This is a genomic window from Niallia sp. FSL W8-0954, from assembly GCF_038005605.1.
Classification (GTDB): Bacteria; Bacillota; Bacilli; order Bacillales; family Cytobacillaceae; genus Niallia; species Niallia circulans_A.
In genome coordinates this window covers 110,001-125,628 of sequence record NZ_JBBOTN010000001.1, presented here as the reverse complement: position 1 = coordinate 125,628, position 15,628 = coordinate 110,001, and the positions used below count along the sequence as shown (strand labels likewise).

Here is a 15,628-nt window from a genome sequence, read left to right as displayed (position 1 = left end):
AGATCCCCCCGACCGTGCAATCATGGATAAATCCATTATACTCTAGCCTTTTTTTGAGCGTCAACAACTCATTTCTCTCCACGTCGCCATTTTTCGAAAATTTCTTCCACTTCTCTTGAAAGCGGAATCTTTGCAACTGGTTTTTTTTCTTTAATTTTTTTTACTTTTTTTCCGATTTCCTGTTCCATTCCAGCCATCTCTAACAATAACTCTCGTGCTGATTTCCGCAGGGCACCTTGTCCAAAAATAGCCCATTGCTCTGTAAAATCTGAAGTCGCAACATGAATTTGTGTTTTTCTGTTATTTAGTTCAATAGCTAGTTTTTCGATACGCTCATCAGCAGTTTCATTTTCACGGGTAAAAATGACTTCTACCTTGTAATCTTTATATTTTTTCTCTGTGCCTTTTACATAGTATGCATCAAAAACAACCATTACTCTGTATCCGGAATAGCCTTGATATTCTGCCATTTTTGCTACTAAAGCATCCCTTGCTGCTGCAAGATCTCTATTCTTTAAAGCATTTAGTTCTGGCCAAGCACCAATAATGTTATAGCCGTCAACAATAAGAATATCCATTATTATCCCTCAAGTGGATGGCGTTTCCGATATACCTCATACATTAAAAGTGCCGCTGCAACAGAAGCATTTAAAGACGTAACAGCTCCAGCCATCGGTAAATGAATAAGAAAATCGCATTTTTCCTTAATCAATCTTCCCATGCCTTTTCCTTCACTGCCAATCACTAATCCTAATGGTATCGTTCCATCAAATTTGCGATAATCTTCACTTCCTTTTGCATCCGTTCCCGCAATCCATATTCCTCTCGTTTTAAGCTCCTCTATCGTCCTTGCCATATTTGTTACTCGCACAACGGGAATATGCTCGATAGCACCAGTAGATGCCTTTGCAACTGTAGCCGTTAACCCAACTGCTCTTCTCCGTGGAATAATAATCCCATGAGCACCTACCGCATCAGCCGTTCTCATGATGGATCCTAAGTTATGAGGATCCTCAATTTCATCAAGCAACAAGAAAAAAGGTGTTTCCTGCTTCTTTTCTGCAAGTGCAAATAAATCATCTATTTCAGCATATTGATAGGCAGCAACTTGCGCTACTACACCTTGGTGATTCGCGTCTACTAAGCTATCCAATTTCTTTTTAGGAACAAACTGAACAAGCACATTTGCCTGTTTAGCCAAACCAATTACTGTTTGCATTTGGCCTTTTTGGGAACCTTCCGCAATAAGTATTTTATTTACATCTCTTTCTGATTTTAACGCTTCAATAACTGCATTTTTTCCAACAATAAAGTCACTTGACACTTTTGCTCCTCCTATTTGCTTTCAATGATAGAAAAAGCAGCTTTGATTATTTCCTCAAGTCGCTCTTCTCGCTTCGCTAAATATAAATAACCTAAAACTGCTTCAAAACCAGTACTATATCGGTAGGTTTGTACATCGGTATTTTTAGGAATAGTGCCTGATTTCGCATTTCGCCCTCGCTTTAATACCGCAATCTCTTCTTCAGAAAAAAATCCTTTTTCTAAAAGACTATGCACTACCTTTGCCTGTCCTTTTGCCGAAACATATTTTGTTGCTTCTCGATGAAGCTGATTAGGCTTCACCTTCCCGCTATACAACAAATGTCTTCTTACATATATTTCAAGAACAGCATCGCCCATATAAGCAAGGGCAAGGCTGTTCAGTTGTTTTTCATCCACTTTTTTATCATAGAGGAGCATCTTTTTACCCTCTTTTCCATCGTATACCTTGTGCGGTGTCTTCTAAAATGATGTTCATTGCTTTTAATTGATCTCTAATTTGATCAGCAAGCACAAAGTCTCTATCCTTTCTAGCTTGCGTTCTTTTTTCTATTAGCGCCTCGATTTCTTCATCTAATAATTCCTCATTCGCAGATAAAGATAACCCAAGCACTGTAAATAATTCTTCAAACTCATTCATAAAAGCATGAATAACAGCAGGAGAGGTTGTTTTTTCAAGCAGGTAATAATTTGCTTGCTTCGATAATTCAAAAAGAACAGAAATACCATTCGCTGTGTTAAAATCATCATCCATACTATCAACGAATTGTTTTCGAAGATCGGCAATTTTTGCAATCCATTCCTGATTGGTATCTGTAAGATCCGTACTCGCGATACTGCGATGTTTTAAATTTTCATAAGAAGTTCTGATTCTCTCTAACCCTGCTCTCGTATTTTCCAATACTTCTTCACTATAGTTAATTGGATTACGATAATGTACAGAAAGCATAAAGAATCTTAACACTTGTGGATCATGAATCTTAATAATATCGTTTACAGTGATAAAATTCCCTAGGGATTTAGACATCTTTTCATTATCAATATTAATATAACCATTATGCATCCAATAATTAGCAAAGGTCTTACCTGTTAATGCTTCTGACTGGGCAATTTCATTCTCATGATGCGGAAATGCTAAGTCCTGCCCACCTGCATGGATATCAATTGTATCACCTAAATATTTACGCACCATCGCAGAGCATTCAATATGCCAGCCTGGACGCCCATTCCCCCAAGGACTCTCCCAGAAAATTTCGCCTTCTTTCGCCTTCTTCCATAGGGCAAAATCTAATGAATCTTGTTTCTTCTCCCCAACTGCAATTCTTGCACCTGAACGAAGTTCATCAATAGATTGATGAGAAAGCTTTCCATATCCATCAAAGGCTCTAGTGTGATAATACACATCTCCTTCTGACTCATAAGCAAACCCTTTATCTATTAATGCTGCAATAAAATCGATAATAATATCCATATTTTCTGTTACACGCGGATGAGAATCAGCTTTTTTGCAGCCTAACGCAGAAACATCTTCAAAATATGCGTCAATAAAGCGGTCAGCAATAACCGGCACCGTTTCTCCAAGCTCATTTGCCGCTTTTATTAACTTATCATCGACATCGGTAAAATTCGATACGAATTGTACATCGTATCCACGAAACTCTAGATAACGTCGCACAGTATCAAAGACAATTGCTGGTCGAGCATTTCCTATATGGATATAGTTGTAGACAGTCGGTCCACATACATACATTTTTACCTTTCCCTCTTCTAGCGGAACAAAATCCTCCTTTGCTCGTGTTAATGTGTTATATATTTGAATAGGCATTACTTATAACTCCTTTCTTCCTGTAATTCTTTTAGTTGTTCTCTTAAATAGCTAATTTCCAATTCCATTTCTTTCAGTCGATCCGCAATTGGATCTGGTAAATCACAATGATTTAAGTCTTTCTTTATTTTAATACCATCTTGTACTTTAACTCTTCCTGGAATACCTACTACTGTCGAATTTGCAGGAACATCTTTTAACACTACTGATCCTGCACCAATTTTGGCATTTTCTCCAATTACAATAGATCCTAATACTTTTGCACCAGAGGCAATAAGAGCATTATCTTTAACGGTTGGATGCCTTTTCCCTTTTTCTTTTCCCGTTCCCCCAAGCGTTACTCCCTGAAAAATAGTGACATTATCCCCTATCTCACAGGTTTCCCCTATCACTACACCCATACCATGATCAATGAATAGACGATTGCCGATCTTTGCTCCGGGATGTATTTCCACCCCTGTCATAAAGCGGCTAAATTGCGAGATAACTCTTGCTAAGAAAAAACGATTATGCCTAAAAAAGAAATGAGCAATTCTGTGAAACCATATAGCATGCAACCCAGAATAAGTTAAAATAACTTCTATCGAGCTCCTTGCAGCAGGATCTTGTTCAAACACTACAGCAATATCCTCTTTCATGCGCCGAAACATACAAATCTCCCCCCTGTTTTGCAACTATAATGCAGCTATCTAGCAATCATCACTCTCGTAAAAGATGTCATTTCCTTTACCATTGTTTCCCTTTAAACGTCTATATATCTTATATACAAGAAAACCATTTTAATCCCTATTTTTTACTACTTCATTTCAATCCCATAACTCCCACTAAAAAAGTAAAACTATTACATTCTCTTTCCTTGATGCCACTGAAGCTTTTTATCCATATAAAAAGCGTCTCTGTCTAAAAGACAGAGACGCTTTTTTAGGCGCGGTTCCACTCTGTTTAGATTACTGCTTTTAAGCAATAATCTCCACTCATCCCTGTTAACGGATAGGTTCCGCCTCTATCTACTAAATAAATTCTTTTTCGATACAGGACTCTGAGGCGCACTTCAAAAAAGAGGTTACTTGAATCACTTTCAGCCGGGTGATGATTCTCTCTAATAAGCTTCTCCTTTTTTACTTTTCCTCATCTTCGTTTTTTCTATATAGCTTTCCTACTACTATATTATATTTTCTCCAAAATGTTAACTAATTAATGCTGTTAATCGCGCATCAATTTTTTCTTTACCTAATAGTTCGATCGCCTTTGGTAAATCAGGACCATGTGTTTGACCTGTTGTAGCCACGCGAATCGGCATAAATAAATTTTTGCCCTTTTGACCAGTAGCTTTTTGAACCACTTTAATAGCGGCTTTAATTTGCTCGGCACTCCACTCTGGCATTTCAGCTAATGCTTCTTTAAATGCTTGGACTACAGTCGGAACATGTTCACCAGCTAAAACCTCTTTTGCCTCTTCATCATATTGGACTTCATCACTGAAGAATAACGTAGATAAGTTTACAATATCAGCTCCGCAGCTCATTTGCTCTTGATATAAACCAACCAGATTATTTACCCATGCCTCTTCATCAGCTGAGCGATTTTCACTTACTAAGCCTGCTTTCTCTAAATGAGGAACAGCTAGACGAACAACCGTTTCTAAATCTGCCTTTTTGATATATTGATTATTCATCCACGCTAATTTATTTTGATCAAATAACGCAGGAGACTTAGACAATCTTGCTGGATCAAAGATGCGAATAAATTCTTCTATAGTGAATAATTCCTCTTCTCCCTCTGGAGACCACCCTAATAAAGCAATGAAATTGAACAATGCTTCAGGTAAATAGCCTAATTCTTCATATTGCTCAATAAATTGAATAATGGATTCATCCCGCTTACTCAATTTCTTTCTGCTTTCATTAACGATTAAAGTCATATGTCCAAAGATAGGTCTGTCCCAACCTAGTGCATCATAGATCATTAATTGTTTTGGTGTATTGGTAATATGATCATCTCCACGCAATACATGTGTGATATCCATCAAATGATCATCAATTGCTACTGCAAAATTATAGGTTGGAGTACCATCCTTTTTCACAATAACATAATCGCCAATTGTTGCTGATTCGAACGAAACGTCCCCTTTTACCATATCATTAAATTCATATACAACATTTTCAGGAACACGAATTCGAATACTCGGCTGTCTTCCTTCCGCTTCTAATGCCGCTTGCTGTTCCTTTGTTAAATGACGACATTTGCCAGAGTACTTAGGTGTTTCCCCTCTACTTACTTGGTCTTCTCTTTCTGCTTCAATTTCCTCTTCTGTACAGTAACACTTATAAGCAAGTCCCTTTTCCAGCAATTCTGTGTAGTACTTCTTATAGATGTCATTTCTTTCAGATTGACGATACGGACCATATTCTCCACCAACATCCGTACTTTCATCCCAATCCATTCCAAGCCATTTTAAATATTTTAATTGGCTTTCTTCTCCACCCTCAATATTCCTTTTTTTGTCCGTATCTTCAATACGAATAATAAATTTCCCGCCTTGACTACGTGCAAATAAATAATTAAATAACGCTGTACGCGCATTCCCTATATGCAAATGCCCTGTTGGACTTGGAGCATAACGAACACGAATTTCGTTAGACATGCTTGTGCCTCCTTGATTACTTACGCTTTTTTCTAATCTATTCTATCACTTTGCTTTTTCCTTTAAAAGGTGTTCGCCTCTATAATTGGTTATCAATTATACATTTCTTTTTTGGAGCAATACAACTGCTTGGGAAGCAATCCCTTCCCCTCTTCCGGTAAATCCCAATTTCTCTGTGGTTGTTGCTTTCACATTAATATTATCTTGTTCTGTCTCCAGCAATTCTGCAATTCTCGCTTGCATTGCTTGAATATGTGGCGCCATTTTCGGCTGTTGAGCCATTATCGTACAATCAGCATTCACTAATTCATAACCCTTTTCCTTTACTATTTGCCATACATGCTGCAATAATTTTGCAGAATCAGCATCTTTAAAGGCTTCATCTGTATCAGGAAAATGTTTTCCGATATCCCCTTCACCAATAGCACCTAAACAAGCGTCAGCAATCGTATGTAGTAAAACATCTGCATCAGAGTGTCCTAGTAGACCCTTTTCATATGGTATCTCTACCCCTCCGATAATCAGGGACCTTCCGCTTACTAATTGATGAACATCAAACCCTTGGCCTATGCGAAACATCTATAACTCCTCCATTCTATTTTGCTTGTATTAAAACTTCTCAAAGCTTATCTATTTACTTTCTGCTATATTTTCTTTTCGCTTTGCCACAATTGCTTCGGCAAAGTATAAATCTTCTGGTGTCGTTAATTTAATATTGTCATAGTTTCCTTCTACGATTTGAACAGCTTGTCCTAATCGCTCCACCAAACTAGCATCATCTGTACCTATATATGTATCGAGAATCGCCTTTTCATGTGCTTCTTTTAAAATAGAAACGCGAAAAGCTTGTGGGGTCTGAATCGCCCACAAGCTTGAACGCTCAACTGTTTCCACTACCAAATCACCATCAACTTTTTTGATCGTATCTTTAATTGGTACTGCTAAAACAGCTGCGCCGCTTTCTACTGCAACCTTTGTTAATCTAGCTATTTGCTCTGTTTGAATAAAAGGTCTCGCCGCATCATGAACAAGAACAATTGTATCATCCGATATTTCCTTTACTGCATGGTAAACACTATGCTGTCTTTCTGTACCACCCTCAATAAGAGCAATAACCTTTGTAATTGCATATTTTTTTACTAGTTCATTCATTTCTTTTTTATCATCTGAACTAACTACCAACCAAATTCCATTACAGTTTGGATCATTTTCGAAAACAATTAAGGTATGAATAAATACTGGTAAACTGTCTAGCTCAAGAAATAATTTGTTTTTTCCTAGTCCCATTCGTTTCCCTTGTCCTGCTGCCGGAATAATGACTTCATAAGTCATATAACTAACCCCTATTCTTACAATGCTTTTTCTAATAATTTTGGTTTTGCAAAGATCATTCGACCTGCAGATGTTTGCAATACACTCGTTACAAGAACATCTATATGTTTTCCAATATAATTGCGACCTTCTTCTACTACAATCATCGTGCCATCATCTAGATAGGCAACACCTTGATTATGTTCTTTTCCATCTTTAATAATTTGTATTTTCATCTCTTCCCCTGGAAGAACTACTGGCTTTACTGCATTTGCCAAATCATTAATATTGAGAACAGCAACCTTCTGCAGTTCACAAACTTTATTTAAATTAAAATCATTTGTTACAACAACACCATTTGTTAATTTAGCTAATTTGACTAGTTTACTATCTACTTCAGTGATATCTTCAAAATCACCTTCGTAAATTTCCACTTTAATCGCTAATTCCTTTTGAATTCGATTTAGAATATCTAGCCCTCTTCGTCCACGATTACGTTTTAGCGCATCGGATGAATCTGCTATATGCTGAAGTTCTCCCAGCACAAATTGCGGAATAACAATTGTGCCCTCCAGGAAGCCCGTTTGACAAATATCAGCTATTCTTCCATCAATAATAACACTAGTATCCAATATTTTTAAATTACTTTTCTCAACTTTTGTGGGTTCCTCTTCCACTACCTTCTTCTTTCTAGCTGTGAAGAGTGTTAATAGCTCATCTCTCTTTTTAAACCCAACTTGAAAGCCTAAATACCCAAAAAGTAATGATAAAAGGATTGGAGCGACAGTATTAAGCACAGGAACAGACGTTAATGCATAGCCTACTAAAAAGGCTAAAGTTAACCCAAATCCTATTCCAAGACTACCGAAAATTATATCCGTAATCGGAGCCTTTACAATTGATTCTTCTAAAAACTTAATAAAGTTAACAATATAATCAATCGCCCAAAAAGTAATAAGATAAAAAATAATGGCACCAAGTATTGCAGACACATATGCGTTATTAATAAGATCATGATCGATAGACATTACTGAGAATAAATCAGGAATAAATAAAAACCCGATTGTTCCTCCAATAATTAAAAAACAAACTTGAACAATGCGTTTTAACAATACTTCCACCTCCTCTTTCACATTATAAACAAATTCCCAGTTTTGAAACCTAATATTACAGGAATTTTTTATTTGTAATGAAAAAGTTATTTTTATAGATATGATGACTATGTCATATACTAATGTTAAAAATGCCCTTTTCCATTGCTCGGGAAATAATGACCAACTATTTATATTTAATAGAAACATTTATAATAGCTCAGAAAAACCCTTAAACCCTTACAAAAATGGAAATATAACACAGACAAAGAGATAAATACCTATTTAATTTATAAAACTAGATTAGCATTAAAAATAAACGCAAGTCAAATAATTAAATATTACATTTTAACACAACTAAAAATTCACATCAATGTATTTTTTCGAAAAACTAATCGCTTAAAGCCGCTTTTAAAGCATCCGCAACCGTATGAACGCCAACGACCTCTAAGCCTTTTGGAGCCTTCAAACCACTTAAATTATTAGCTGGAATAATAACACGCTCAAAACCTAATTTAGCAGCCTCCTGCACCCTTTGCTCAATACGGGATACTCTTCTAACTTCTCCAGTTAAGCCAACTTCCCCAATAATACAGTCAGTTGCTCTTGTTGGTTTATCTCTAAAACTCGAGGCAATGCTTACAGCGATCGCCAAATCTATAGCAGGCTCGTCAAGTTTTACACCACCAGCTACTTTTAAATAGGCATCCTGATTCTGGAGTAACATTCCAACTCTTTTTTCTAATACCGCCATTAACAACGGCACTCTATTATGATCTATGCCCGTTGCCATCCTTCGTGGATTCCCAAAACTAGTCGGTGAAATCAATGCTTGGATTTCAACCAGAACCGGTCTTGTTCCTTCCATTGATGCTACAACAGTGGAGCCAGCGGCACCCTGTGATCGCTCTTCTAAGAAAATTTCAGAGGGATTCTCTACCTCTTCCAGTCCAAATTCCTTCATCTCAAAAATACCCATCTCATTAGTAGAGCCAAAACGGTTCTTTACAGCGCGTAAAATACGATATGTATGATGTCTTTCTCCTTCAAAATACAATACAGTATCAACCATATGCTCCAGTAATCTTGGTCCTGCAATCGATCCTTCCTTTGTGACATGTCCTACAATGAAGATTGCTATTCCTTTGGTTTTTCCTATCCGCATTAATTCTGCTGTACATTCTCTAACTTGAGAAACACTTCCTGGAGCAGAGGTGACCTCCGGATGATAGATGGTCTGAATCGAATCAATAACCACAAATTCCACATTCGTATTTTCAATGGTTCTACTTATTTCCTCTAGATTGGTTTCTGAATAGACGAGCAAATGATCAGAAACTACCCCCAATCTGTCTGCTCTTAACTTTGTTTGCTTTTGCGATTCTTCTCCTGAAACATATAAGACAGAATGTTTCTTATGTGCTAACTGCGAGGATACTTGTAAAAGAAGCGTTGATTTACCAATTCCGGGATCTCCACCTATTAATACAAGAGAACCACGCACAACTCCTCCACCAAGAACACGGTTTAACTCCATTAAGTCGGTATATATTCTGGGCTCATTAACCGTTTCAATGCTTGTTATAGGAATAGGCTTTGCAGCAACAGTAGTGGCTGCAGAATGAGCAAACGCACCTTTTCTTTGAACAGCACTCTTCTCTACTTCTTCCACCATTGTATTCCAATTTCCACAACCAGGACATTTCCCCATCCATTTTGCTGATTCATATCCACATTCCTGGCAAAGAAATTTTGTTTTTCTTTTGGCCATATTCAGCCTCCTTCCCCTTTTATTACTAACATCTCCAACCCAAATAATAGATATTAATTTTTTTCTATTTTTATCTTAAATAAAGAAAGGACACACGTAAAGCTGTAATACGTGTGTCACCTTATAAATGTTCTAGGTATTATTTTTGTAGGTTTACTGCTGGCTCTGCACCGTTCACCTTCACAGTAAACTCACCATTTTCGACATCCAATTCAATTTGTTGACCAGTTAATACTGTTCCCTTTAGAAGTTCTTCAGATAATCGATCTTCTATATGCTTTTGTATTGCACGACGAAGTGGTCTCGCTCCATACTCTGGATCATAGCCTTCTTCCGCAATTTTTTCTTTGGCCGCTTCTGTGATACTCAATTGAATATCCTGTTCTGATAGACGTTTAACTAACTGATCTGCCATTAAAGTAACAATTTCTTTTAAATGCTTCTTCTCTAATGCATGGAAAACAATTGTTTCATCGATACGGTTTAAGAACTCTGGACGGAATGCTCTTTTCAGCTCTTCCATTACTTTGCCCTTCATATCTTTATAATCTTGATCTCCATCTTGCACATTAAAACCAACATATTTATTTTGTTTTAATGCAGAAGCTCCAACGTTGGAAGTCATAATTAACACTGTGTTTCGGAAATCAACCGTTCTTCCTTTCGAATCTGTTAAGCGACCATCCTCCAGCACTTGAAGTAAAATATTAAATACATCGGGATGCGCTTTTTCAATTTCATCTAAAAGAACAACAGAATATGGCTTTCTTCTAACCTTCTCTGTCAATTGTCCGCCTTCTTCATATCCTACATAACCAGGAGGAGATCCTACCAATCTAGAAGTAGAATGCTTCTCCATATATTCAGACATATCAATACGGATCATGGCATCTTCATCACCAAACATGGACTCTGCCAGTGCCCGAGCAAGTTCGGTCTTCCCTACTCCAGTAGGGCCAAGGAAAATAAAGGAACCTATTGGTCTCTTTGGATCTTTCAAGCCAGCTCTTGCGCGTCTTACAGCTTTAGAAATAGCAATAACGGCTTCTTCTTGACCAATTACGCGATTATGAAGGATATTTTCCATGTTCAGTAATTTATCGGTTTCTGTTTGTGCAAGCTTAGATACAGGAATTCCAGTCCAGCTAGATACTACACTTGCAATATCTTCTACTGTCACCTCTGTATTTTCTTGTCCTTGCTTCTCTTTCCAATTTTTCTTCGTTTCTTCTAACTGTTCTCTCAATCTTTGTTCTGTATCTCGTAAAGATGCAGCTTTTTCGAATTCTTGACTTTGCACAGAAGCATCCTTCTCTTTACGTACTTCTTCTAACTTGACTTCTAACTCTTTCAAGTTAGGTGGAGTTGTATAAGATCTTAAACGAACCTTAGAACCAGCTTCGTCAATTAAGTCAATTGCTTTATCTGGTAAGAAACGATCTGAAATATAGCGATCAGATAATTTTACAGCTGCTTCAATTGCATCGTCTGTAATTGATACTCGATGGTGCGCCTCATAACGGTCTCTTAAGCCTTTTAATATTTGAATAGATTCATCACTAGTAGGCTCATCAACCGTGATCGGCTGAAATCTTCTTTCTAATGCTGCATCTTTTTCAATATATTTACGATATTCATCTAGTGTTGTGGCACCAATACATTGAAGCTCTCCTCTAGCTAAGGATGGCTTTAGAATATTAGATGCATCAATAGCACCTTCTGCACCACCTGCACCGATTAATGTATGCAGCTCATCAATGAAGAGAATGATATTACCAGCTTGGCGAATTTCATCCATCACCTTTTTCAAGCGATCTTCAAATTCACCACGGTATTTCGTACCAGCAACAACTGTTCCCATATCTAATGTCATTACACGTTTATCTCTCAAAATTTCTGGAACTTCATTTTGAACAATTTGTTGTGCAAGACCTTCCGCAATAGCAGTTTTACCAACACCAGGTTCCCCTATTAATACAGGATTATTTTTTGTCCGTCTGCTTAATACTTCAATAACACGTTGGATTTCTTTGCTTCTCCCTATAACTGGATCAAGGCTTCCTTCTCTTGCAATAGCAGTTAAATCTCTAGCTAAGCTATCAAGCGTTGGTGTATTAGCACTAGCAGCAGAGCCACCGGGATGGTTTCCTGATTCACTACTACCAAGCAACTGGAGGACTTGTTGACGCGCTTTATTTAGGCTTACACCTAGATTATTTAATACTCTAGCAGCTACCCCTTCGCCTTCTCTAATTAAGCCTAAAAGAATATGCTCTGTTCCCACATAAGAATGACCTAATTTTCTTGCTTCATCCATGGATAGTTCGATCACTTTTTTAGCTCTGGGTGTATAATGTGGTACGGTTTGTGTTGTATCTTGACCACGACCAATCAAGTTTTCTACTTCCTCTTGGATTTTTTCAGCACCTAATCCAAGTGCTTGTAACGCCTTTGCAGCAATTCCTTCTCCTTCACGGACTAATCCTAATAAGATATGCTCTGTACCAATATTATTGTGACCTAATCGAATTGCTTCTTCCTGGGAAAGTGCTAATACTTTCTGCGCTCTTTCTGTAAATCGGCCAAACATCATACTTTCATCCTCCTTAGAATCTCTATTCAGTTTCCAATTTTAATCTTTCTCTTATTAAGACTGCACGACGAATATCGCGTTCATTTGGATTCATCTCTTCTCCAGCATATAGTTGTAGAAACCCCGGCTGGGTAAGAATCATTAATTCATTAAGGATGCTTTTCGATATATTTTTTATATATCCCATATCAATTCCTAACCGAACATCGGATAGACATTTAGCTGCTTCCTTTGTTTCCATAATACGACTATTACACAGTATTCCGTATGAACGAAAAACCCTATCTTCTAATTGTATGTTTGAGGTTTGCGCTAATGCATTCCTTGCTTCTTTTTCTTGCTCAATTAATTGAGTAACAACGCTTTTTAGTTCCTCAATGATGTCCTTTTCTGATCTTCCTAGTGTTATCTGATTAGAAATTTGAAAAATATTTCCGAGGGCTTCGCTGCCTTCTCCATATATTCCTCTAACTACTAAGCCAAGCTGTTGAATCGCCGGAATGATTCGGTTCATTTGCTGGGTTAATACCATTCCCGGTAGATGCATCATAACAGAAGCTCTTAATCCTGTTCCGATATTAGTTGGACAGCTTGTCAGATATCCCATTTCTACATGGTAAGCATAATTGACCTTTTTTTCTAATAAATCATCAATTGTATTAGCTTCTTTAATCGCTTCTTCTATTTGAAGACCAGGCTTTATACACTGAATACGAATATGGTCTTCCTCATTAATCATAATACTTACTTCTTCATCCTCTGATAAGATTGCTGCACCATTAGGAGATTGTTCTGCCAGCTGAGGACTAATTAAATGTTTCTCTACAAGGACTCTTTTTTCCAATGTATTTAAATTATTCATTGCAAGAAGTTCCAATTGACCAAAGGGTTGATTGGACTCATTTATGATTGCACCCTCAACCTGTTGAATCACATTCTCAGCTTCTTCTTTTGAAAATAATAGAGGAAATTTCACACCCTCTATATTCCTTGCTAATCGGATTCGAGAGGTAAGAACAATTTCAGAGTCGGGACCATCGGAACACATCCATGAAGTTCGTGCTTTACTTATAAATTTTTCTAAAGACACGTTACTCCCCTCCCTCAGTAAAAGAAGTTAACTGCTTTTCTTTATCTTTTATTTCATCTCGAATGATTGCAGCCTTTTCAAATTCTTCGTTGTTTATTAGTTCTTTCAACTCTATTCGCAACTGCTCAATTTCCTTTTTAATGAGAAAATGCCCTCCAATGCGCTCTGGGATTTTTCCTTTGTGCTCAATATTCCCACCATGGAGACGCTTTATAAATGGCAGCAGCTGGTCTTTAAATGTATCGTAGCAATGAGGACAACCTAGTTTACCTAATTTCCTGAATTGAGAAAATGTCATATTACATTCTTTGCACTGTAACGGCTGCTGTCTCTTATACGTATCTTCTGTGATATGTTGAAAACTTGGCTCTATATTTAATAACCCAGCTAATAAACTATTCAAAGATAAACCAGATGAGCCATTCGTCATAAATATATCACCATTTTCCTTTGCACAATGCTCACATAGATGAAACTCTGTTATTTTGCCATTGATATTCTTAGAAAAATGTAAAGTAGCTGGTCTTTGATTACATTCAGAACACATCATAATCTTCACCTCAATTTATACACAGGGATATTATTTATATTTTAATGAAGTTAACATCGCCTTTAATAATCTTGCTCTTAATTCATCTCTATATGGTAATTCTAAATATAATACAGAACGATCAATTACGCTTAACATTATCTTCGCTTCTCGCTTACTGATAACATCTTCTTCTACTAATCGAAGAATTAAATCTTCTGCACTATTTTGAGGTATCCGACTTTGAATAAGGGATAGTAATTGGTCAATTAAATGGGCATGATCATATGTTTGGACTTTCATAATTCGAATAAAACCACCGCCACCACGTTTACTTTCCACCACATACCCTTTTTCTATCGTAAAACGGGTATTAATTACATAATTAATTTGTGATGGTACGCACTCAAACTTATCAGCGATTTCACTTCGTTTTATTTCTACTAATGATTTTTCGCTCATTTCTAATACTTCTTTTAAGTAATTCTCAATTATATCCGAAATATTTCTCACCAAGCCTCCCCCTTCTGACTTTGACTATATTTGACTATAATTATACACGATAAAAATATTATTTAGCAAGGAAGACGTTTTATTAATTTTCCCATTTTTTAGTTATTCCAAACCTGCTATCGTTATTCTTTCATGGAAGGAAAGGATATGTTTAAAGATTATATTAACTATAGTCTGATTTATTGCAATTTTCAAGTTTAAGAATTTATGTAATGTATATCTTTTAATGTATTAAAAAAGAAGGAGTTTTTTGCATAGTATGGGGAATTAGCAGAAAGTTATTTATCGATAAAAAAACAATAAAAAAAGCCCTAAAAGCTAAATGCTTTTAGAACTTTTTGACAGCCTGGCGACGTCCTACTCTCACAGGGGGAGAACCCCCAACTACCATCGGCGCTGAGAAGCTTAACTTCCGTGTTCGGTATGGGAACGGGTGTGACCTTCTCGCTATCGCCACCAGACTATTTAATTTTGAGGTTGTTCCCTCAAAACTAGATTATGAAGTAAAAGAAAGAAATGAGTAATCATTATTGTCCAGCTCCAACGCCGATAAACAGGCGTTTCCGCTTTTCATTTTAGTTAAGTCCTCGATCTATTAGTATCAGTCAGCTCCACATGTCGCCACGCTTCCACCTCTGACCTATCAACCTGATCATCTTTCAGGGATCTTACTAGCTTGCGCTATGGGAAATCTCATCTTGAGGGGGGCTTCATGCTTAGATGCTTTCAGCACTTATCCCTTCCGCACATAGCTACCCAGCGATGCCTTTGGCAAGACAACTGGTACACCAGCGGTGCGTCCATCCCGGTCCTCTCGTACTAAGGACAGCTCCTCTCAAATTTCCTACGCCCACGACGGATAGGGACCGAACTGTCTCACGACGTTCTGAACCCAGCTCGCGTACCGCTTTAATGGGCGAACAGCCCAACCCTTGGGA

The 15,628-nt window shown here is 37.2% G+C and carries 14 protein-coding genes, 2 rRNA genes and 1 other annotated feature (1 of these 17 running past the window's edge); all 16 genes read right to left on the bottom strand.

Going from position 1 to position 15,628, the window contains the following annotated elements; translation table 11 throughout:
• Positions 1-68: 68 nt before the first annotated feature.
• Complete coding sequence (locus NX902_RS00650) at positions 69-578, bottom strand: NYN domain-containing protein (RefSeq protein ID WP_047943701.1); 510 nt, start codon at positions 576-578, stop codon at positions 69-71.
• A 2-nt stretch (positions 579-580) separates the two neighbouring features.
• Complete coding sequence (gene rlmB / locus NX902_RS00645; RefSeq protein WP_095333620.1) at positions 581-1,324, bottom strand: 23S rRNA (guanosine(2251)-2'-O)-methyltransferase RlmB; 744 nt, start codon at positions 1,322-1,324, stop codon at positions 581-583.
• Positions 1,325-1,335: 11 nt separating this feature from the next.
• Complete coding sequence (locus NX902_RS00640; protein WP_095333618.1) at positions 1,336-1,743, bottom strand: Mini-ribonuclease 3; 408 nt, start codon at positions 1,741-1,743, stop codon at positions 1,336-1,338.
• Between the two features lie 4 nt (positions 1,744-1,747).
• Entirely contained in the window at positions 1,748-3,148 is a 1,401-nt protein-coding gene (cysS, locus tag NX902_RS00635; protein ID WP_095333616.1) for a cysteine--tRNA ligase, read from the bottom strand.
• Complete coding sequence (cysE, locus tag NX902_RS00630) at positions 3,148-3,798, bottom strand: serine O-acetyltransferase (RefSeq protein WP_047943697.1); 651 nt, start codon at positions 3,796-3,798, stop codon at positions 3,148-3,150. Before cysE ends, cysS begins: the two co-directional genes overlap by 1 nt.
• Before the next feature lie 256 nt (positions 3,799-4,054).
• Positions 4,055-4,292, bottom strand: a binding site (T-box leader).
• 42 nt (positions 4,293-4,334) lie between these two features.
• Entirely contained in the window at positions 4,335-5,792 is a 1,458-nt protein-coding gene (gene gltX, locus NX902_RS00625) for a glutamate--tRNA ligase (protein ID WP_123258672.1), read from the bottom strand.
• Positions 5,793-5,888: 96 nt separating this feature from the next.
• The gene (gene ispF / locus NX902_RS00620) at positions 5,889-6,371 is read right to left on the bottom strand and encodes a 2-C-methyl-D-erythritol 2,4-cyclodiphosphate synthase (RefSeq protein WP_341160489.1); all 483 of its coding nucleotides are present in this window, start codon (positions 6,369-6,371) and stop codon (positions 5,889-5,891) included.
• A gap of 51 nt (positions 6,372-6,422) precedes the next feature.
• Positions 6,423-7,124, bottom strand: coding sequence for a 2-C-methyl-D-erythritol 4-phosphate cytidylyltransferase (gene ispD, locus NX902_RS00615; RefSeq protein WP_095333612.1), 702 nt, complete (start codon positions 7,122-7,124; stop codon positions 6,423-6,425).
• Between the two features lie 17 nt (positions 7,125-7,141).
• Positions 7,142-8,215: a PIN/TRAM domain-containing protein gene (locus tag NX902_RS00610; RefSeq protein ID WP_095333610.1), complete on the bottom strand. Its 1,074-nt coding sequence runs from the start codon at positions 8,213-8,215 to the stop codon at positions 7,142-7,144.
• 370 nt (positions 8,216-8,585) lie between these two features.
• Positions 8,586-9,965, bottom strand: a complete 1,380-nt coding sequence (radA, locus tag NX902_RS00605; protein ID WP_123260148.1) for a DNA repair protein RadA — start codon at positions 9,963-9,965, stop codon at positions 8,586-8,588.
• A gap of 139 nt (positions 9,966-10,104) precedes the next feature.
• Positions 10,105-12,558, bottom strand: a complete 2,454-nt coding sequence (gene clpC / locus NX902_RS00600; RefSeq protein WP_095333605.1) for an ATP-dependent protease ATP-binding subunit ClpC — start codon at positions 12,556-12,558, stop codon at positions 10,105-10,107.
• A gap of 22 nt (positions 12,559-12,580) precedes the next feature.
• Positions 12,581-13,648 carry a protein arginine kinase gene (locus tag NX902_RS00595; RefSeq protein ID WP_095333603.1) on the bottom strand — a complete coding sequence of 356 codons (1,068 nt, stop codon included), beginning with the start codon at positions 13,646-13,648 and terminating at the stop codon, positions 12,581-12,583.
• Position 13,649: 1 nt separating this feature from the next.
• Positions 13,650-14,198 carry a UvrB/UvrC motif-containing protein gene (locus NX902_RS00590; RefSeq protein ID WP_095333600.1) on the bottom strand — a complete coding sequence of 183 codons (549 nt, stop codon included), beginning with the start codon at positions 14,196-14,198 and terminating at the stop codon, positions 13,650-13,652.
• Positions 14,199-14,228: 30 nt separating this feature from the next.
• Positions 14,229-14,690, bottom strand: a complete 462-nt coding sequence (locus tag NX902_RS00585) for a CtsR family transcriptional regulator (RefSeq protein ID WP_095333598.1) — start codon at positions 14,688-14,690, stop codon at positions 14,229-14,231.
• A 344-nt stretch (positions 14,691-15,034) separates the two neighbouring features.
• Positions 15,035-15,151: ribosomal RNA gene (gene rrf / locus NX902_RS00580) — 5S ribosomal RNA — on the bottom strand.
• A 114-nt stretch (positions 15,152-15,265) separates the two neighbouring features.
• Positions 15,266-15,628: ribosomal RNA gene (locus NX902_RS00575) — 23S ribosomal RNA — on the bottom strand (it continues 2,573 nt past the right edge of the window).